At 72.4% G+C, this 16,782-nt stretch carries 17 protein-coding genes; 9 read left to right on the top strand and 8 right to left on the bottom strand.

Annotated features, from left to right (window positions below; genetic code table 11):
- The first annotated feature begins 575 nt into the window (after nucleotides 1-575).
- Together ACIP2X_RS03030 and ACIP2X_RS03025 are read left to right on the top strand one after the other, a co-directional pair.
- Nucleotides 576-704: a hypothetical protein gene (locus ACIP2X_RS03030; protein ID WP_393108168.1), complete on the top strand. Its 129-nt coding sequence runs from the start codon at nucleotides 576-578 to the stop codon at nucleotides 702-704.
- A 16-nt stretch (nucleotides 705-720) separates the two neighbouring features.
- Nucleotides 721-1,488, top strand: a complete 768-nt coding sequence (locus ACIP2X_RS03025; RefSeq protein WP_401666694.1) for a hypothetical protein — start codon at nucleotides 721-723, stop codon at nucleotides 1,486-1,488.
- 393 nt (nucleotides 1,489-1,881) lie between these two features.
- Here ACIP2X_RS03025 and ACIP2X_RS03020 read toward each other — a convergent pair whose 3' ends face one another.
- A complete protein-coding gene (locus ACIP2X_RS03020; protein WP_401666692.1) occupies nucleotides 1,882-2,367 on the bottom strand; it encodes a hypothetical protein in 486 nt (161 codons plus the stop codon).
- A gap of 334 nt (nucleotides 2,368-2,701) precedes the next feature.
- Between ACIP2X_RS03020 and ACIP2X_RS03015 the strand changes: the two genes are divergently transcribed.
- Complete coding sequence (locus tag ACIP2X_RS03015) at nucleotides 2,702-3,364, top strand: class F sortase (RefSeq protein WP_401666690.1); 663 nt, start codon at nucleotides 2,702-2,704, stop codon at nucleotides 3,362-3,364.
- 30 nt (nucleotides 3,365-3,394) lie between these two features.
- On the opposite strand, the gene ACIP2X_RS03010 is transcribed toward ACIP2X_RS03015, so the two are convergent.
- On the bottom strand, nucleotides 3,395-4,228 hold the full coding sequence (locus ACIP2X_RS03010) for a polysaccharide deacetylase family protein (RefSeq protein WP_401666687.1): 834 nt from the start codon (nucleotides 4,226-4,228) through the stop codon (nucleotides 3,395-3,397).
- A gap of 194 nt (nucleotides 4,229-4,422) precedes the next feature.
- On the opposite strand from ACIP2X_RS03010, the gene ACIP2X_RS03005 reads away from it, so the two are divergent.
- Nucleotides 4,423-4,884 (top strand): universal stress protein, encoded by a 462-nt coding sequence (locus ACIP2X_RS03005; protein WP_401666685.1) that lies wholly within the window; start codon nucleotides 4,423-4,425, stop codon nucleotides 4,882-4,884.
- A gap of 86 nt (nucleotides 4,885-4,970) precedes the next feature.
- Nucleotides 4,971-6,383, top strand: coding sequence for an amino acid permease (locus ACIP2X_RS03000; protein WP_401666683.1), 1,413 nt, complete (start codon nucleotides 4,971-4,973; stop codon nucleotides 6,381-6,383).
- Here the strand turns inward: ACIP2X_RS03000 and ACIP2X_RS02995 are convergent.
- On the bottom strand, nucleotides 6,380-7,195 hold the full coding sequence (locus ACIP2X_RS02995) for an alpha/beta fold hydrolase (protein WP_401666681.1): 816 nt from the start codon (nucleotides 7,193-7,195) through the stop codon (nucleotides 6,380-6,382). The genes ACIP2X_RS03000 and ACIP2X_RS02995 overlap by 4 nt on opposite strands.
- 58 nt (nucleotides 7,196-7,253) lie before the next feature.
- Here ACIP2X_RS02995 and ACIP2X_RS02990 point away from each other — a divergent pair, with 58 nt between their 5' ends.
- Nucleotides 7,254-7,778 carry a MarR family winged helix-turn-helix transcriptional regulator gene (locus tag ACIP2X_RS02990; RefSeq protein WP_401666678.1) on the top strand — a complete coding sequence of 175 codons (525 nt, stop codon included), beginning with the start codon at nucleotides 7,254-7,256 and terminating at the stop codon, nucleotides 7,776-7,778.
- Here the strand turns inward: ACIP2X_RS02990 and ACIP2X_RS02985 are convergent.
- On the bottom strand, nucleotides 7,735-8,901 hold the full coding sequence (locus ACIP2X_RS02985) for a CapA family protein (protein WP_401666675.1): 1,167 nt from the start codon (nucleotides 8,899-8,901) through the stop codon (nucleotides 7,735-7,737). The genes ACIP2X_RS02990 and ACIP2X_RS02985 overlap by 44 nt on opposite strands.
- A 212-nt stretch (nucleotides 8,902-9,113) precedes the next feature.
- On the opposite strand from ACIP2X_RS02985, the gene ACIP2X_RS02980 reads away from it, so the two are divergent.
- The 3 genes from ACIP2X_RS02980 (at nucleotide 9,114) to ACIP2X_RS02970 (ending at nucleotide 11,161) form a co-directional block, all read left to right on the top strand.
- Complete coding sequence (locus ACIP2X_RS02980; RefSeq protein WP_365447164.1) at nucleotides 9,114-9,659, top strand: sigma-70 family RNA polymerase sigma factor; 546 nt, start codon at nucleotides 9,114-9,116, stop codon at nucleotides 9,657-9,659.
- Nucleotides 9,660-9,793: 134 nt separating this feature from the next.
- Nucleotides 9,794-10,309, top strand: coding sequence for a hypothetical protein (locus ACIP2X_RS02975; RefSeq protein WP_401666672.1), 516 nt, complete (start codon nucleotides 9,794-9,796; stop codon nucleotides 10,307-10,309).
- Nucleotides 10,310-10,507: 198 nt separating this feature from the next.
- Nucleotides 10,508-11,161, top strand: a complete 654-nt coding sequence (locus tag ACIP2X_RS02970) for a zf-HC2 domain-containing protein (RefSeq protein WP_401666670.1) — start codon at nucleotides 10,508-10,510, stop codon at nucleotides 11,159-11,161.
- Here the strand turns inward: ACIP2X_RS02970 and ACIP2X_RS02965 are convergent.
- The 4 genes from ACIP2X_RS02965 to ACIP2X_RS02950 all read right to left on the bottom strand — a co-directional run bounded on the left by ACIP2X_RS02965 (nucleotide 11,158) and on the right by ACIP2X_RS02950 (nucleotide 16,714).
- Nucleotides 11,158-12,009: a SigB/SigF/SigG family RNA polymerase sigma factor gene (locus tag ACIP2X_RS02965; protein ID WP_401666668.1), complete on the bottom strand. Its 852-nt coding sequence runs from the start codon at nucleotides 12,007-12,009 to the stop codon at nucleotides 11,158-11,160. The two genes, ACIP2X_RS02970 and ACIP2X_RS02965, sit on opposite strands and share 4 nt — an antisense overlap.
- A 315-nt stretch (nucleotides 12,010-12,324) precedes the next feature.
- Nucleotides 12,325-13,188, bottom strand: a complete 864-nt coding sequence (locus tag ACIP2X_RS02960) for an Fpg/Nei family DNA glycosylase (RefSeq protein ID WP_401666666.1) — start codon at nucleotides 13,186-13,188, stop codon at nucleotides 12,325-12,327.
- 74 nt (nucleotides 13,189-13,262) lie between these two features.
- Complete coding sequence (locus ACIP2X_RS02955) at nucleotides 13,263-15,341, bottom strand: SpoIIE family protein phosphatase (RefSeq protein WP_401666663.1); 2,079 nt, start codon at nucleotides 15,339-15,341, stop codon at nucleotides 13,263-13,265.
- A 77-nt stretch (nucleotides 15,342-15,418) separates the two neighbouring features.
- Nucleotides 15,419-16,714 (bottom strand): DUF6777 domain-containing protein, encoded by a 1,296-nt coding sequence (locus ACIP2X_RS02950; protein WP_401666660.1) that lies wholly within the window; start codon nucleotides 16,712-16,714, stop codon nucleotides 15,419-15,421.
- Nucleotides 16,715-16,782 lie beyond the last annotated feature (68 nt).

The raw sequence follows: 16,782 nt of genomic DNA, 5'->3' as shown, positions 1-16,782 counted from the left end.
AACCCCGAGGCGCCCGCTTCCCCCGTTCGGGGCAATCCCCCGGCCGTCCGGCGTGTGAGGCCACGAGAAGCCTCATGATCTCGGTCGTGCATGGTTCCGAACCGACCCAATCGCCCGTCCGCGCACGGATGTTGGTGCTGGTCACTCTGACCGTGGCGCTCCTCGGCGCCCCCGTCGGCGTGACCGCGGCCGACGCGTGCGCGTACGCGTCGACCGGACCGGGGGGCACGGAGGCGGTGGCGGTCGCGGGGAGCCGGACATGGCCCGTCCCCCCGACCTGTCCCAGCCCCACGCCCACCCCCACCCCGACGCCGACACCGACGCCCACACCGCCCCCCGAGCCGACCCCTCCTCCACCGCCCCCGCCACCACCGCCGCCCAAGCCCACTCCACCGCCGAAGCCGAAGCCCACCCCGCGCCCCGAGCCGCCACCGCGGCCCGCGCCGCCGCCGGCTCCCGCACCCCCGCCGGCTCCGGCTCCCAGGCCGACGCCACCACCACCCCCGCCGCCGCCCGCCCCCGAGCCGTCGCCGACCCCCTCGGCCAAGCCCACCCCGCGTCCGACCGTGACGCCGGTGAGCTATCCGCGCTACCGCACCCCGCCGCGCAACCGGCAGACCCGGGGCGGCCAGTCCCCGGTCACCTACGTCCTGCTCATCACCGTGCCGGCGCTGCTCGCCGTCGCCGCCCTGCGTCCGCGCTGATCCCTGGAGGCTTTCGTTGCCGGAATGGCTTGTTCTCACCCTCGCGATCCTGGCCGCCTGCGCCCTGGTGGTCCTCATCGTCCTGCTTCGCAACCGTGCGGCGTCCGAGGACGAGGATCCCTCCGAGACGCCGGACGTCATCGAGTACATGACGATGTGGATCGGCGTGGTCTACGCCATCGTGCTCGGTCTGGCCATCGCGGGCGTGTGGGAGGCACGCAGCGTCGCCCAGGACCACGTCCGCGCGGAGGCGCAGGCGCTGCACGAGATCACGGAGCGGGTGCGGGTGTACCCGGCGGACGCCCGTGACCGTATTCGGGAGGATGTCAACGCCTATGTCGGACACGTCGTCACCACCGAGTGGAAGGCGATGACCGATGAGGGCAAGGTCACCGCGCGCGGCACCGAACTGCTCGACCAGGTGCGCGCCACCGTCACGGACTACGAGCCGGAGAACGACTTCGAGGCGCAGGCCTACCAGCCCCTGGTCGACCAGGTGGCGGAGGCGGACCGGGCCCGCCACGCACGTGCGGACTCGACCGAGCCGACCATGCCTGGCGTCGTGTGGTTCGGGCTCGTCGGGGGGGCCGTGATCACCATCGGGATGATCTTCGCCCTGCAGATCCGGCGCACCCCGCGCGAGTTGGTCCTCGCCGTGCTGTTCTCGGCGCTGATCGCCTTCCTGCTCTTCCTGATCTGGGACTTCGACTCGCCCTACAGCCGGGGTGTCGCGGCCTCGTACCAGCCCTTCCTGGACCTGTTCCCGGACGCCAGGGGCGGCTGACGGGGACGGGCCCGCGCCCGGACACCGCGGGCCGCCGGGGGGCGTCCGGCACGCCGCCGCCGTCCCCCGGCCGCCGCATCCGCGTCCCCCGCGCGGCCCACGTCCGTGCCCCGTTCGCACCACTGCGATCGCGGACACGCGCGCCTGTTCCTAGCGTTTCAGTCATCGAGGCGCATTCCTCATGCGAGCGGATCGGTCCGCGGCTGCTCCTCGGGACCGGAGGACGCTCATGGCGGCGATACACGGGGCGGCGCGCGCCGGCGTCCGCGACCGGGCGCACCGGCCGCCGGCGACCACGGCACCCCGTACGGACATGACGTCGGCCCCGGGACCGACCGTGGTCCGGGGCCGACGTCGTACGTGCGATCAGGTGTCCCGACGCGGGGCGGCGCGTCAGGCGTGGGTCTCGGAGCGGCGGCGCATCCAGAAGACACCGCCGCCGATGACGGCCGAGGCGACCAGCCCGCCGCCGATGGCCACGTCGGTCGGCGTCGCCCCGGTGGTGCTGCTGCCGCCGAGACCGCCACGGACACCGCCGATGACCGTGAAGGCGTTCGGACGGTTCAGCCGGCGTCCCGAGCACTGGACGGCGATGTCGTAGGTGCCGGGCCGGGCGTCGCGGTAGATCGTCGCGGAGCCCCTCGACGCGCGGCCGGAGCCGCCCACCGGCGACAGGGTGGTCGTTCCGAAGGCATCGGAGTACATGGCGCCGCCGCGCGGGCAGCTGTCCACGGTGACCGTCAGCTGGCCCCCGCGGGCGATGACGCTGGGCAGGGACACGATGTTGGCCGGGAAGTCCCCCGCGACGGCCGCCGGGGCCGGGACCCCGAGCAGTGCGGCGGCCACGGCGGAGACCGCCAGGGCACGAGAGTTACGCATGTCATCCTCCGCGGAAGACGCCCCGGGACCCGTTCCCGGTAAATCGGCGAGACAGCGTCTCCCAGCAAAACCCTCAGATGCCTTGCGCAGATTCGCATTTCGGGAATGGGCCGTCCTGGTGAAACAACACGCCGCGAGATAAGCGCACAATCAGATATTGCCGCAGGTCACGGACCATGGGAAAAATCCTGTGCGCGGCAACTCGGATGGCGCACCGGGCGTGACCGGTACACCCGTTCGCCCTTCTCCCGTCGCCGGTTTCCCGTCGGGGTCCTAGCGTGCTCCCATGCGCTGAATTGACGTGGTGACGGCCATGTCGAGAGGGGATGACACCATGTTCCTTTCCGAGCTGGCGGAAGAGGAGGAGCGGCAGAGGAAGCGTGCGCCTTGGGGCGTGATAGCGCTTGTTCTGCTGACCGGCCTCGCGCTCATCCGGAACGGCTCGGGAGAGTTCGACGTGGGTCCGCCGCAGCCCGCGTCGGCGGCCGCCGCGGACACCCGCGCCACCCCGGCACCCGTGGCGAACTCCGCGCAGGCGCTGCCGTACTCCCTGCCCGACTGGATCCGGATTCCGGCGATCCAGGTCGACGCGCCCGTGATGCCGGTCGGCCTGGATTCGCAGGGCTGGGTGGACGCGCCGCCTCCCGAGGATCCCAATCTGGCGGGCTGGTTCACCGGCGCCGTCTCGCCCGGCGAGAAGGGCACCGCGGTGGTGGTCGGCCATGTCGACAACCAGTCGGGGCCGGCCGTGTTCTACGGCCTCGGCGCGCTGAAGCGCGGCAACCGGGTCGAGGTCGTGCGGCAGGACAAGAAGAGGGCCGTGTTCGAGGTGTACGGCGTCGAGGTGTTCGCGAAGAACAACTTCCCCGGCGACCGCGTCTACGGCTCCAAGGGCGTCCCGGAACTGCGGGTCATCACCTGCGGCGGCGGTTTCTCGAAGCAGAACGGCTACGACGGGAACGTCGTCGCCTTCGCCCGCCTGGTCGAGGTGCGCTGAGCGTGCCCCGACCGGGCGGGCGGGGGCCGCTCACACCTGGTACCGGCGCGGCACGGTGAGGTGGTACCCGGCGTCCAGCAGGTGCGGCAGATAGTCGCGCAGCGCCCGCACGCTCTGCGAGCGGTCGCCCCCGGCGTCGTGCGCGAGGACGACGACGCCGGGGCCCGCGCCGCCCTCCACCCGGTCGACGATGGTGCGGGTGCCGGGCTCTGTCCAGTCGAGGGTGTCCACGGTCCAGGCGAGGGGCTCCATGCCGAGTTCGGCGCCGAGTTGGAAGGCGGCGCGGTTCCAGGCGCCGTAGGGGGCGCGGAACCACCGTGGCCGTTCGCCGTACGCCTTCTCGATGATCTCGCTGGTGCGTTCCATCTCGGAGCGGATGCGGGCCCGGCTGAGCGTGGTCAGCAAGGGGTGGGACCAGGTGTGGTTGCCGACCACGTGGCCGTCGTCGGCCATCCGGGCGAGCAGGTCGCGGTTCTCGGCCGCCATCTCGCCGCACACGAAGAACGTCGCGCGCACGTCGTACTCGCGCAGGGTGCGCAGGATGTCCGGGGTGTAGTGCGGGTCGGGGCCGTCGTCGAAGGTCAGCACCATGGTGCGGCCGATCCCGCTCATGCGCAGCAGGGGTTCGCGGCGGACGCGGAGGCGGTCGGCGGCGGCCGGCGGGCCCTGGCCGGCCAGGGGCTGGAGGCGGTAGGTGGACGGCTTGAGCGGGCGCCGTGCCGGGGGTCCCGGGGCGGGGGCGGCCGACGGGCCGGCCTCGCCACCCGATCCCGCCCGCAGCAGACCGGCGGCCCCTGCGGCGCCCAGGGCCCCGAGGCCGGCGGCCAACGCCCGTCGGCGGGTGAGCAACTGATCCTTCTTCATGACTCATCAGTCGCCCGGCGCACCCCCGACCCACCTCAGCGACACCGGCGCGGCGGCAGGAAAGCACCCGGGCGGACGAGTCGGGGACCCTGTCGCGTCCGGCGCCGGCGGCTGCGGAGTCGCGGGTACGGCAGCGCCTCACGGATGCGCGGGCTCCCGGCCTGCGGAGGCGGGGCTTCCGATAGCCTCGGGCCGTGACGGAACAGCATGCGCACCAGTTCGAGCGCGGCACGGACGGGCCCAAGGTCATCGTGGTCGGGGTGGACGGCTCCGACTCCTCGCTGCGGGCCGCCGCCTACGCCGGTGGACTGGCCCGGCGGCAGAAGGCGCTGCTGGCGCTCGTGTACGTGCAGCCGGTGCTGGCGGCGGGCGCGGCGCTCGGGGCCCCGGTCGCCGTGACCACCGACGAGATCGCCGAGGACCTGGTGGCGCAGATCCGGGACGCCACGGACCGGGTCAAGGGGATATTCGATCTGCGCTGGGAGTTCCACACCTTCCGCGGTGACCCCTACAACGGACTGGTGAAGGCGGCCGACGACCTGAAGGCGGACGCCGTGGTGGTGGGCGCCTCGGAGCAGGCCGGGCACCGGATCATCGGCTCGGTGGCGATCCGGCTGGTGAAGGCCGGACGCTGGCCGGTGACAGTCGTGCCGTAGCGGTGCGTGGCGCCTTCCCTCGGGTACGCGACTGAGCCATCATGATCCGCCGTCAGCCGTTTGGCGATCGCGAAGAGGTGAGGCGCATGGCCCGGCTCCGAATGGGCGAGGGAATTCTCCGCCGCAAACCCATCGAGCACATCGAAGAGACGGAAGTCGCCGAGGGCACGAGCCTCGACCGGTCGCTCGGGCTGTGGCAGCTCACCGCGATCGGCGTCGGCGGCATCATCGGCGCCGGCATCTTCACGCTCGCCGGCGCGGTGGCCAACGGCACGGCCGGTCCCGCGGTGCTGGTGTCCTTCCTCATCGCGGGTGTGGCGAGCGCGGCCGCCGCACTGTCCTACGCGGAGTTCGCGGGCCTGATCCCGAAGGCCGGTTCCGCCTACACGTACGGCTACGCGGTCCTCGGCGAGCTGGTGGGCTGGTTCATCGGCTGGGATCTGCTGCTGGAGTACACGGCGATCGTGGCGGTGGTCGCGATCGGCATCTCGGGCTACTTCAGCTTTCTGATCAACCAGTTGGGCGCCGATCTGCCGAGCTGGATGCTGGGTGCGCCCGGCACCGGTGAGGGTCACCGGGTCGACCTCTTCGCGGCGGTGCTCTGCCTGTTCATCGCCTACCTGCTGACGCTCGGCATCCGCAACGCGGCCCGGTTCGAGATGGTCGTCGTGGTGCTGAAGGTGCTGGTGGTTCTGCTGGTGATCGGCGTCGGTGTCTTCCACATCGACACCGCGAACTACAACCCGTTCTTCCCGTACGGCGTCAGCGGCGCGTTCACCGGGGCTGCCACCGTGTTCTTCGCGGTCTTCGGGTACGACGCGATGTCCACGGCGGCCGAGGAGTCGAAGGACGCGCAGCGGCACATGCCGAAGGCGATCATCTACTCGCTGGCGATCTCGATGGTGCTGTACGTGGCCGCGTGCCTGGTGCTCACGGGCATGCAGAACTACACGGAGATCGACCCGGAGAGCGGCTTCTCCTCGGCGTTCGAGTCGGTGGGTCTGGATTCGCTGGCGAACGTGATCGCGGTGGGCGCGATCATCGGCATCCTCACCGTGATGTTCACCTTCATGCTCGGCGTCACCCGGGTCTGGTTCTCGATGTCCCGGGACGGGCTGCTGCCCCGCTGGTTCGCGAAGACCAGCGCGACCCGCCATGTGCCGACGCGGGTGACCTGGATCGCGGGGATCGCGTCGGCCGCCATCGCCGGGTTCCTGCCGATCGGCGAGGCGGCCGAACTGACCAACATCGGGATCCTGCTGGCCTTCGTGGTGGTGTGCATCGCGGTGATCGTGCTGCGCTACCGGCAGCCCGACCTGCCGCGCACCTTCCGTACGCCGTGGATGCCCTTCGTGCCGGCCGTGGGCGTGCTGTTCTCGCTCTGGCTGATCACGTTCCTGCGCTGGCAGACCTGGGTGCGTTTCGCCTTGTGGTTCGCGCTGGGCCTGGTGATCTACTTCGCCTACTCGTACCGGAACTCGAAGCTCGCCGGCCGTTAGAGACCGCGGAGGAAGTCCAGCAGGGCCGCGTTGAAGGCCTCCGGCTTCTCCAGGTTGGGGTAGTGGCCGGTGCCGTCGACCGTCAGTGAGCGGCCGTCCGCGACCGCGCCGGCCAGCCGCTCGGCGGCGGCGAGCAGTTCGGCGGGTTCGAACGCGCCGTTGACGGCGAGTACCGGGACGCCGCTCTGCACCACCCGGTCCCAGGTGCCGGTGACCGGTACGTGCCAGTCCTTCTCGTCGGGCGTGTGCTTGGAGAGCGTGGCGAGGGCCATCTCGCGCAGCCCTCCGAGAATCTCCGGATCGATGTCGGCGAGGGTGCGGTGCGGTCCGGCGACGACCCGGAGGAAGGCGCCCAGCCACGCGTCGATGTCCCCGGCGCCCAGGGCGCGGGCGTGCTCGGCCTGTATCTCCACGTGCCAGGGATCCGTGTAGCGCACGTCGCCGGTGACGGCGCCGCTGGTGACCACCGCGCGCACCAGCTCCGGGTGCTCCGCCAGGGTGTCGGTCGCGATCACCCCGCCCATCGACAGACCGACGAGGACCGCCGGCCCGGTGTCGAGGTGGCGCAGCAGCGCGGCGAGGTCGTCGGCCCAGCGGAACGGGCGGGTGGCGTTGGCGGAGGAGCCGTGACCGCGGACGTCGGGGGCGATCACGCGGTGGCCGGGGGTGAGGGCGGGGATCTGGCCGGCCCAGACGCGGTGGTCGACGTATCCGGAGTGGAGCAGGACCACCGGGTCGCCGGATCCGGTGTCGAGATAGGCGAGTTCGCCGTCCGCGGACGGGAAGGAATGAAGACCCGAAGCAGCATTCATGACAACCAAGGTGTCATCTCCTGGCCGCGTTTGGCAACCCAGGTGTCATGATGGGCGGGTGAACGACACCGCCGCACCGCTCCCTCCCGACGAACTCGCCCACCGCCTCGTCGAGGTCTTCGATCTGGTGGGCCCGCTCTACCGGCGCGTCCAGCGCTCGGTCGAGCAGGGCGAGGCCGTCGAGGGACTCTCCGTCGGCGTGCGCGCCGTCCTGGACCTGCTGCGCAAGCACGGGCCGATGACCGTCCCCCGGATGGGCCGCGCGCAGGCCATCAGCCGTCAGTTCGTGCAGCGGATGGTCAACGACGCCACCGCGCGCGGCCTCGTGGAGAGCGTCCCGAACCCCGCACACCGCCGCTCGCCCCTGATCCGGCTCACGGACCGGGGCCGGGAGGCGATCACCGCCGTCGTCGCCCGCGAGCACACCGTGCTGCGCGAGGTCGGGGGCGACCTGACGGACGCCGACGTGCGGGCGTGCGTACGGGTGCTCGGCGAGATGGTGAAGCTCTTCGACCCCGTCGACGTGGACCGAGCGCCCTCTACTCCCCCATCACCAGCCCCTGCTGGGCCGCGCCCCGGCTGAGGACGACCGCCCGGATGCGGTCGCGCACCCCGACCAGATCGGCACCCTGGGCGAGGGCCGCGTTGAGGTTGACCACCCGGCCGGCGTCCATGTCGTACAGCTGCGGGATGAACTCGGCCTTGCGCACCTCCCAGCGGGCGCCGGGCCGGTCCGGCGGGACGAACGTGAAGCGGCCGATCGTGGACTGGTTGCCGCGCGGGTCCAGGTCGCCCTTGTGGTTGGTCATCTTGCCGGCGATCTGGTCACCCATGCCGTAGATCACCCAGGTGCCGTTGACCTTCTCGTACGCCTGCGGGACATGGGCGTGGGTGCCGAGGACCAGGTCGATGTCGGGGCGGCCGGCGGAGTTGGCCGCGGTGAGGGTGCGGGCCAGGGAGAGCTGCCGCCGGTCCGGTTCCTCCTGCCACTCGGTGCCCCAGTGGACGGAGACCACGACCACGTCGGCGCCCGCCTTCCGGGCGGCCCGGGCGTCGGCGACGACGCGGTTCTCGTCGAGCAGGTTCACGGACCACGGCCGCCCCGGCGGGAGCGCGTGGCCGTTGGTGCCGAACGTGTAGGCGAGGTGGGCCACCTGCGCCGTCCCCGCGGGCAGGACGGTGACGGTGCGCGCCTCCCGCTCGGTGCGTGCCGTCCCCGCGTGCCGCACCCCGGCCTGGTCGAGGGCGTCCAGGGTGCGCCGGATGCCCTCGGCGCCGTCGTCGAGGCTGTGGTTGGAGGCGGTGGAGCAGCCGTCGTAGCCGGTGGCGGCGAGACCCAGGGCGATCTCCGGCGGGGACTTGAAGTCGGGGTAGCCGGAGTAGTTCCCGTTCTCGCCGTAGACCGTCTCCATGTGACACAGCGCCAGGTCGGCACGGGAGACCACGGGGGCAACGCCGGAGAACATCGGCCCGAACTCGTGGCCCACCCCGCCCGCGTCGAAGCGGGCCTGCTCGATCACGGACGTGTGCGGCAGGACGTCGCCGGTCGCCACGAGGGTGAAGGGGCGGTGACTGGGGGCGGCGGCCGGAGGAGGACCCGTGCGGGCGCGGGGCTCCTCGCCGCGGGCCTGGCAGGCGGCGGCCGCGGCGAGCACAGCCGTCAGGGCCAGGGCGACCTGCCGCCTGCGTGCGATGCGTACGATCATCAGCTCACCTCAGAGCGGTCGTATTTACGCACAAATACGTACGAAGTTGGAGAGCATCGCAAACAACCCCAGGGGCCCCTTTAACCCATCCGCGTCGCGCGAGTGGGCAACGCGGACCGTTCGTCGTACCGTTCGTCGACCTGTTCGACCGTCCGTCGCACCGCCGTGCGCGCTCCCTGTCCTGAAACCGCACCCTGCGGTGCCATACGGCCATGACGGCCGGAACCACGATCACCAGCGGGACGACCGCCGAGCACGAGCTCGCCGCGCTCCAGCGCGAGCACGGCCGACCGCTCTTCGCACTGCTGCTGAGGCTCTGCGACGGCGACCGGCAGCGCGCCGAGGACCTGGTGCAGGAGACCCTCGTCCGCGCCTGGCAGCATCCCGAGGCGCTGCGCGCCGACGCCTTCGAGTCCGTACGGCCCTGGCTGCTGACCGTGGGCCGGCGGCTCGCGATCGACGCGCGGCGGGCCCGGCAGGCGCGCCCGCCCGAGGTCGGCGACGCGATCCTGGAGAACGCCCGGGTCTGCGCCGACCACGCCGAGCGGTCGGCGGCCACGGTCGACGTCCGCGAGGCTGTGAAGACACTCACGCCGGAGCACCGTGAAGTCCTGGTGCTCGTGTACTTCCAGGGGGCGAGTGTGGCGGAAGCCGCCGAGGCCCTGGGCATTCCGCCCGGTACCGTGAAGTCCCGCGCGTACTACGCGCTGCGTGCCCTGCGCCGGGTGCTTCCGGGATACGCGACCGACCTGCGGTGAAACCAATGAGCGAGTCAAACCTCCGTAAAGCGCCTTGCTGAGGACCCCGGTTGAGTAATCGGCTGTCCTCATCCGTGTTCCGGACTGGAGACCCGGGTCGGACGACGCGCACCACCGGAGGAAGGCAGGAAGGGATGCAGCACAGAGGTCAACAGAGCATGGGCGGCACCGGCGGCGGTGAACTCACCGTCCCCATGGCCTGGTTGTACGCCGAGTACATCGCCGACGAACTGCTGCGGACCGGCGACCTGATGCCGCCGACGTCCTTCGAGTTCCGCGCGGGGCGGGACGCCCTGGCGCTGACGATCTTCCTTTCCGACACCGACGGCGAGCTCTCCGGCATCCGGGTGGTCTCCCAGCTGGAGACCTGGCTGTCCCTGACCGCCTACGACCAGCCCTGGCAGGACTGGGTGCGCGACCGGATGGCGGAGGTGGCCACCGAGGCGGCCGCGTCCGGCGGACCCGCCCCGGACCTGGAACTGGCGGAGGCCGCCTGGCGCTGGCTGGAGGAGACCGAGCTGCTCGCGCCCGACCTGAACGCGGTGCCGGGCGGCGGTCCCGTGGTGGGCGAGGAGGAGGGGCCGAAGGTGTGGACACCGGCGTGGCAGCTGGGGCTGCCCCTGGGGCATCTGGCCATCCACCTCTTCTAGAGGGGCGCCGGCCGGGCGTGCCGCCGGGGCTTTCGGGTGCTTCAGGGATTCGGCGGGAAACCGACCAATCCGTGGGGCGGGCCGCTCCGAACCCCTTGGTTGCGATTCTGTATACGCCTTGAGTGATTCCGGTGCCTGGTCCGTACCGATGGGAGCAAGGAGTAACCCCACCCGCACCCAAAGGCACGAGGATTCGGCATGAGGTCCCTGGAGAGGCATCGCGACGTCGGCGCGTACGCGCTCGGCGTGCTGGACGAAACGGACGCCTTCCGTTTCGAGGATCACCTCATGGAGTGCCCCCGGTGCACCGTTCAGGTCACTGAATTCGGGGTCACCGCACGGCAGTTGATGCTCTACCGGCGGGCCACGCCGCGCTCGGTGCACCCCATGGCGGGTCCCGGGCCGAGGCTGCTGGACCGGCTGCTCGGCGAGGTCGAGGCACGGCACCGCGCCGGACGCCGGCTGCGGCTGTTCGCGGTGGCGGCCGCGGTGGTGTGCGCCCTGGCCGGACCCGCGGTCGCGATCATGGCCGAGGGCGGGAAACAGGCGGCGCGGGTTTCGGCCACCGACGAGCGCTCCGGGGTGTGGGCGCAGATCACGACCGAGGACGTGCCCTGGGGCAGCAAGGTGATGCTGGAGGTCAAGGACGCCGCCGGGCCCCGGGCCTGCCGGCTGGTCGTGATCGGCGGCGACGGCTCGGAGGAGACGGCGACCAACTGGACCGTGCCCCGGCACGACGCCCGCCCCAACACCATGCGGGGCGCCACCGCCCTGCACCCCGACCAGATCGACCGTTACGAGGTACGGACGACGGCCGGGGAGCGCCTGGTGACACTGGAGGCCCGGCCCTAGGGCCGGTCCCGTTCGGTGGGCTGGAGGGTTTCCTCGCGGATGCGGGCGCAGGTCTGGATCAGGAGCCGGGAGACGTGCATCTGGGAGATGCCGAGCCGCTCGGCGATCTGGCTCTGGGTCCGGTCCTCGAAGAAGCGCAGATAGAGCAGGGCGCGCTCGCGCTGCGGCAGCCTGCGTACCGCGCCCTTAACGCTCTCCCGGTCGACGACGAGTTCGAATCCGTGCTCGGGTTCGCCCAGCAGGTCCGTCAGGCTCGGCCCGCCGTCGTCGGTGTCGGCGTCGCCGTTCGCCGCGTCCAGGGACAGGGCGCTGTAGCTCTCCAGGGCCGCCATGCCCTCGCGGACCTGCTCCTCGCCCAGGCCGGTGCGGTCGGCGAGCTGCGTGACGGTGGGTTGCCGGCTGCCGGGGACGTGGGCCAGCTCGGCATAGGCGGCCCGGACCGTGTTGCGCAGTTCCTGGACCCGGCGCGGCACCCGCACGTCCCACATCCGGTCCCGGAAGTGCCGGCGCAGCTCGCCCCTGATCGTCGGTATCGCGAACGGTTCGAAGGGGCCCCGGTCCGGGTCGAACCGGCGGATCGCCTTGAGCAGCCCGAGCGCGGCGACCTGCCGCAGGTCCTCGATGGCCTCCCCCTTGTCGCGGAAGCGCCAGGCGATGCGGTGGGCCATCGGCAGCCACGCCCGCAGCAACTCCTCCTGCACCCGGTCCCTCTCCGGCCCGGCGGGCAGCGCGGCGAGACGACGGAAGTCGGCCCCGGTGTCGGGGGCGTCGCGGGCCGGGCGGGCGGCGGTCGCGTTCGGGGCCGTGGTGGCGGTTTCGGTCGGGGCGGTGGTGACGACGGTCGGCATCGTGGTTCCTCGAGGCCTTTCGGTCGGGCGGGAGGTTGTTCCTACCGACGGACCTTGCCCATGACCCCCTTGCCCCTATTCGGGACTTTGGTCCCTAATCAGATGAAATCTCGCCGGCCGCCGGCTCGTCCCGCTCACCGAGCGGGAGGCGGATCCGCCGATGGGACTGCCGTCAGTGCCGGCCGCGCGTCGCGCCAGATGCACGAGAGCGCCCTCCAGCCCGGTGAGCGGGTGCTGCCGCACACCGACGGGGTGACCGAGGCGCGGACCGGTCGTGTGGTGGCCGGCGTCCCGCCAGGGACTGCTTCGGCGGCCTCACTTCAGCAGTCGGGACAGTCTGCGGTCGGCCAGCGGCTTGCCGCCGGTCTGGCAGGTCGGGCAGTACTGGAGGGAGGAGTCGCTGAAGGAGACCTCGCGGATGGTGTCGCCGCACACCGGGCAGGCCTCGCCGGCCCTGCCGTGCACCCTGAGGCCGCTCTTCTTCTCGGCCTTGAGCCGGCCGGCCGCGACGCCCCGCGAACGCTCCACGGCCTCCGTCAGCGTGGTGCGCAGGGCCTCGTAGAGTCTGCTGGTCTCCTCGGGGGTGAGGGAGGCGGCGAGTTTGAAGGGGGACATCTTCGCGGCGTGCAGGATCTCGTCGCTGTAGGCGTTGCCCACGCCGGCGATCAGGCTCTGGTCGCGCAGGGCGCCCTTGAGCCGGCGGCGCTCGTCCTTGAGGAGGGCGCCGAAGCGGGCCTCGTCGAAGTCGTCGGCGAGCGGGTCGGGGCCGAGGCGGGCCACGCCGGGCACCTCCTGCGGATCCCCCACGACGTACACCGCGAGCCGTTTCTGGGTGCCGGCCTCGGTGAGGTCGAAGCCCGCTCCGGTCTCCAGGGCGACGCGCAGCGCGAGCGGGCCCTTGCCGGGGCGCGGCGGGCCGTCGGGCAGCCGGTCCTTCCAGTGGAGCCAGCCCGCGCGGGCCAGGTGGGTGACCAGATGCGGGCCGCCGTCCGTCGCGACGTCCAGGAACTTGCCGTACCGGCGCACGGCACGGACCTCGTGGCCCTCGACGGCCGACAGGGGCGGGTCGTACGTCTTCAGCACGCTGATCGCGACCGGCAGCACGCGCACGATCTCGTGTCCGACCAGGTTGTCGGTCAGGAAGTCCTTGAGCGCTTCGACCTCGGGCAGTTCCGGCATACGTCCAGGGTGCCATCCGGGACGGACGGCGCCAGGTCTGCGGCGGCGACCGGGAAGCGGGCCGTACCCGGCGCTCAGTCCCGCTCCGGCACCACGAACTCGCACCACACGCACTTGCCGCCGCCCCGCGCCTCCACGCCCCAGACGTCGGTGAGCAAGTCGACGAGGAGCAGGCCGCGGCCGGAGACGCCGGACTCGCCGGCCTCACGGCGGCGGGGCAGGGCACTGGAGCAGTCCTCGACCTCGACGCGCAGCCGCCGGTCGGTGTCGGAGACGACCCGCAGGGTGACGACGGCCGCGCCCTCGGTGTGCATGAGGGCATTGGTGATCAGTTCGTCGGCGACCAGTTCGACCTCGTCGGAGCGGTCGGCCGCGCCCCAGGCGCGCACGGCGGCACGGATCATGTGCCGGGCCTGGGCCAGGGCCTCCGGGTCGCCGGGCGCGACGTGCTGCTGGAGACGCCCGCCGCTCTGCGGGGCGTCCGCGCCGCGCCGGCGCAGCAGGAGCAGCGCCACGTCGTCGTCGCCGCCGCGCTCCTCGGCCACGTCGATGAGCAGGTCCGCGAGTTTCCAGACGTCCTGCGGGCCCGAGGCGACGAGCGCGGTGAGGACCTGCATGCCGTCGTCGAGATCGGCGCCGGGTTGTTCGACCAGTCCGTCGGTGCACAGGATCAGCGTGTGGCCGGGGTCCAGCTCGATGGTGCCGACGGGGTAGGCGAGCCGCCCGAACTCGGCGGACAGGCCGAGCGGCAGACCGCCCTGGACCCCGGCGCGGCGGCAACTGCCGTCCGGGGCGCGGATCAGGGGGTCGATGTGGCCGGCCCGGACCACCTGCACGACACCGGTCGCGAGGTCGGCCTCGGCGTACAGGCAGGTCGCGAAGCGGTCGGTGTCGAGCTCGTGCAGGAAGACGGAGGCCCGGGCCATCACCGTGGCCGGGGTGTGGCCCTCGGCGGCGTAGGCGCGCAGGACGATGCGCAGCTGGCCCATCACGGCGGCGGCGTGCGTGTCGTGCCCCTGGACGTCGCCGATGACCGCGCCGACCCGGCCGCCCGGCAGCGGGATCAGGTCGTACCAGTCGCCGCCGATGTCCCGGCCGAGCGAGGCCGACCGGTAGCGGACGGCGACGTCGGCTCCCCGCACACTCGGGATGGTGCGCGGCAGCATGGCCTGCTGGAGGCCGCTCGCGAGGTCCTTCTCCTGCTCGTAGAACATCGCGCGTTGCAGGCTCTGGGCGATGCTGCTGCCGAGGGCGACCAGGAGGTTGCGCTCCTCGGACGTGAAGCCGCGCCGGTCGCCGTAGAGCAGGCCGATCGCGCCGATGGGCCGGGCCTGGACGATGAGCGGGAGGTACGCGGCCGAGGTGATGTCGAGGTCCGTGATGTGCGGCCACAGGATCGGGTAGCTCTCCGCGAACTCCTCGGGGGACTCGATGAACCGGGGGCCGAGCGTGCGCACGACCTCGCTCATCGGGTACTGCTCGTCGATGCGGGTGACGAGGGTGCCGGGCACGAAGCTGCCCTCGGGGCCCTCCGCGACCAGCCGGATGCGCCCGGCCTCGACCAGGCCCATGACCAGACTGGTGGCGCCCAGATGGGTGACGCCGTGGGTGTCCTTGAGGACGTCGATGACGTCCTGGACGGTGCGGGCGTTGGCGAGCGCGGCCGTGATGAGCTGCACGACGTTGGTCCGCTCGCGACGGGCGGCGAGGTTCCAGGCGGTCTGGTCGCGGCGCGCCGCGTACTCGTTGAGCTCACGGGTGGCGTCCCGGACGATGCCGATGATCCGGCGCGGGCGGCCGGTCTCGTCGCGGCGGATGTAGCCCTGGGTGTGGGTCCAGCGCAGGGTGCCGTCGCGGCGGCGCAGACGGAAGTACGCGCCGTAGTTCTCGCTGCCGTCCTTGATCGCCTGCGAGACCAGGCTGTCGAGCCGGCGCCCCTCGGCCGGCGGGACCCGCAGGTGCAGGCTCTCGGGGCGGCCGTCGTACTCCTCGGGGCGCACGTCGAAGACCTCGTGGGCCTGGGCGTCCATGTGGAACAGACCGCTGTCCAGGTCCCAGTCGAAGCTGCCCATCTGGTTGAGCGCCAGGATCGGGTCCGGGTGGGCGGGCCAGTCGTCCGGGAGAGACAGGGCGCTCGCTCCCCGTGCAACCATGCGCCCACCTTGCCAGGATTCGCCCGATTCTTCGACCGGATGGGCCCGGTGCTCCGGCTGGACCATGTCGGTGGGCGTCAGCCCGTGAAGACGTCCGTCATGCTGCCGAAGATGCTGTCGCCGGCCTCCGGCGTGTCCGCCTCCTTCGACCCGTCCCTGTCGCCGGAGGTACCGGCGTCGCCGGTCGTTCCGGTGTCGCCGGGGTCGTCCGAGTCGGCCCCGTCGCCTGCCTCGCCCGGGTCGCCCGCGTCGCCCTCGTCGCCGAGTCCGGCCACGTCGCCTGCGGGGCCCAGGTCGTCGCTGACGTCCGGGTCGTCCGGGATCAGGCCGCCGCCGTCGGGCACGTCGGGGATCTCCGGCACGGTCAGGGGACCGATGTCCTGCGAAAGGTCCTCCGGCTCGTCGGGCACCCGCGGGAGCAGCGGGGCGTCACCCTCCGCCGCCGGCGGGGCGGCGCCCGTGGCGGGTTCCCGGCGCGGCGGGTCCGGCAGCCCGCCGCCGTCGGCCAGGACGGCCCCGTCGTCGGGCAGGACCGTCTCGCCGCCCTGTGGCTCCGGCTCCGGCCTGGGCACGACCTTGTCGTGGCGGACGTCCTGCCCGATCTGCCGCTCGATCCAGGTGTTCTCGACCTCGTCGACGAGCGTGATGTTGGTGATCGTCTCGGGCGCGGGCAGCACCATGATCACCTCGGTGGGCTCGTACCCCTCCCACGCCCGGCCGGTGGTACCCGGCGTTCCCTCCATGGCGATCGGCGCGCCGAGGGGGTTGCCGCAGGCGCAGCGCACCCGGGGCACGCCCCGGTTGTCCACGAGGACCGCGGTGCCCGCCTGGAGGACGGCCTGGTGGGCCGTGGCGCCGCCCGCGCGGTAGCCGTGGTTGGTGACCCGGGTGTCGGCGCGCAGTTCGGCCGAGGTGAGCGAGTGCAGGTAGTCCTCGATCGCGCCGTGGGGGACACCGGTGACGTCCGCGAAGGTGTCGGCACGGCCGGTGTCGGCGGTGAGCAGGCGGATCTGACGGTCGACGTCACAGCTGCCCGCCTGGGCGCGGCCGGCGTAGAGGCCGGGGGTCCAGCCGGCGTAGGTCCGCACCTCCGCGAGGCTTCCCGGGGCGGGGGCGCCGGGCCCGGAGCGGCCGACCGGGACCGACTGCGGCGTTCGGGTGACGAGGTCCGGGGTAGCCGGGATGGTGGCCGTGGAGGCCGTGAAGGGGTCCGGGCCCCGGTCCGCGACGGGCTGGAGCAGCAGTTCGCCGCCCGCTTCGGCGCTCTCGTCGCCCGCGTTCGTCTTCTCGTCGCCACCCGCGCCACAGCCGGCGGCGAGCAGGGCCGCCGAGAGCGCGCAGGCCGTGACGAAGGTTCCGGTGGGTATTCGCACCACGTTCTCCCGCCTCGTCCTGGGGGTTTTCGCCACTATTGTCTGCTTCACTCACATGGGTCACGCAA

It is taken from the genome of Streptomyces sp. NPDC089424 (assembly GCF_044749345.1).
Taxonomy (GTDB): domain Bacteria; phylum Actinomycetota; class Actinomycetes; order Streptomycetales; family Streptomycetaceae; genus Streptomyces.
Note: the sequence above shows the minus strand (reverse complement) of the source record. Positions and strands in the feature narration are given on the sequence as shown.

Excerpts from the sequence above, each read along its gene's own strand:
- ACIP2X_RS02965 (WP_401666668.1), bottom strand. The coding sequence starts at position 12,009 with ATGCCGACCGTCGTCACCACCGCCCCGACCGAAACCGCCACCACGGCC.
- ACIP2X_RS03020 (WP_401666692.1), bottom strand. The coding sequence starts at position 2,367 with ATGCGTAACTCTCGTGCCCTGGCGGTCTCCGCCGTGGCCGCCGCACTG.
- ACIP2X_RS02975 (WP_401666672.1), top strand. The coding sequence starts at position 9,794 with ATGCAGCACAGAGGTCAACAGAGCATGGGCGGCACCGGCGGCGGTGAA.
- ACIP2X_RS03015 (WP_401666690.1), top strand. The coding sequence starts at position 2,702 with ATGTTCCTTTCCGAGCTGGCGGAAGAGGAGGAGCGGCAGAGGAAGCGT.
- ACIP2X_RS02955 (WP_401666663.1), bottom strand. The coding sequence starts at position 15,341 with ATGGTTGCACGGGGAGCGAGCGCCCTGTCTCTCCCGGACGACTGGCCC.
- ACIP2X_RS03010 (WP_401666687.1), bottom strand. The coding sequence starts at position 4,228 with ATGAAGAAGGATCAGTTGCTCACCCGCCGACGGGCGTTGGCCGCCGGC.
- ACIP2X_RS02960 (WP_401666666.1), bottom strand. The coding sequence starts at position 13,188 with ATGCCGGAACTGCCCGAGGTCGAAGCGCTCAAGGACTTCCTGACCGAC.
- ACIP2X_RS02970 (WP_401666670.1), top strand. The coding sequence starts at position 10,508 with ATGAGGTCCCTGGAGAGGCATCGCGACGTCGGCGCGTACGCGCTCGGC.
- ACIP2X_RS02980 (WP_365447164.1), top strand. The coding sequence starts at position 9,114 with ATGACGGCCGGAACCACGATCACCAGCGGGACGACCGCCGAGCACGAG.
- ACIP2X_RS02985 (WP_401666675.1), bottom strand. The coding sequence starts at position 8,901 with ATGATCGTACGCATCGCACGCAGGCGGCAGGTCGCCCTGGCCCTGACG.
- ACIP2X_RS03000 (WP_401666683.1), top strand. The coding sequence starts at position 4,971 with ATGGCCCGGCTCCGAATGGGCGAGGGAATTCTCCGCCGCAAACCCATC.
- ACIP2X_RS02995 (WP_401666681.1), bottom strand. The coding sequence starts at position 7,195 with ATGAATGCTGCTTCGGGTCTTCATTCCTTCCCGTCCGCGGACGGCGAA.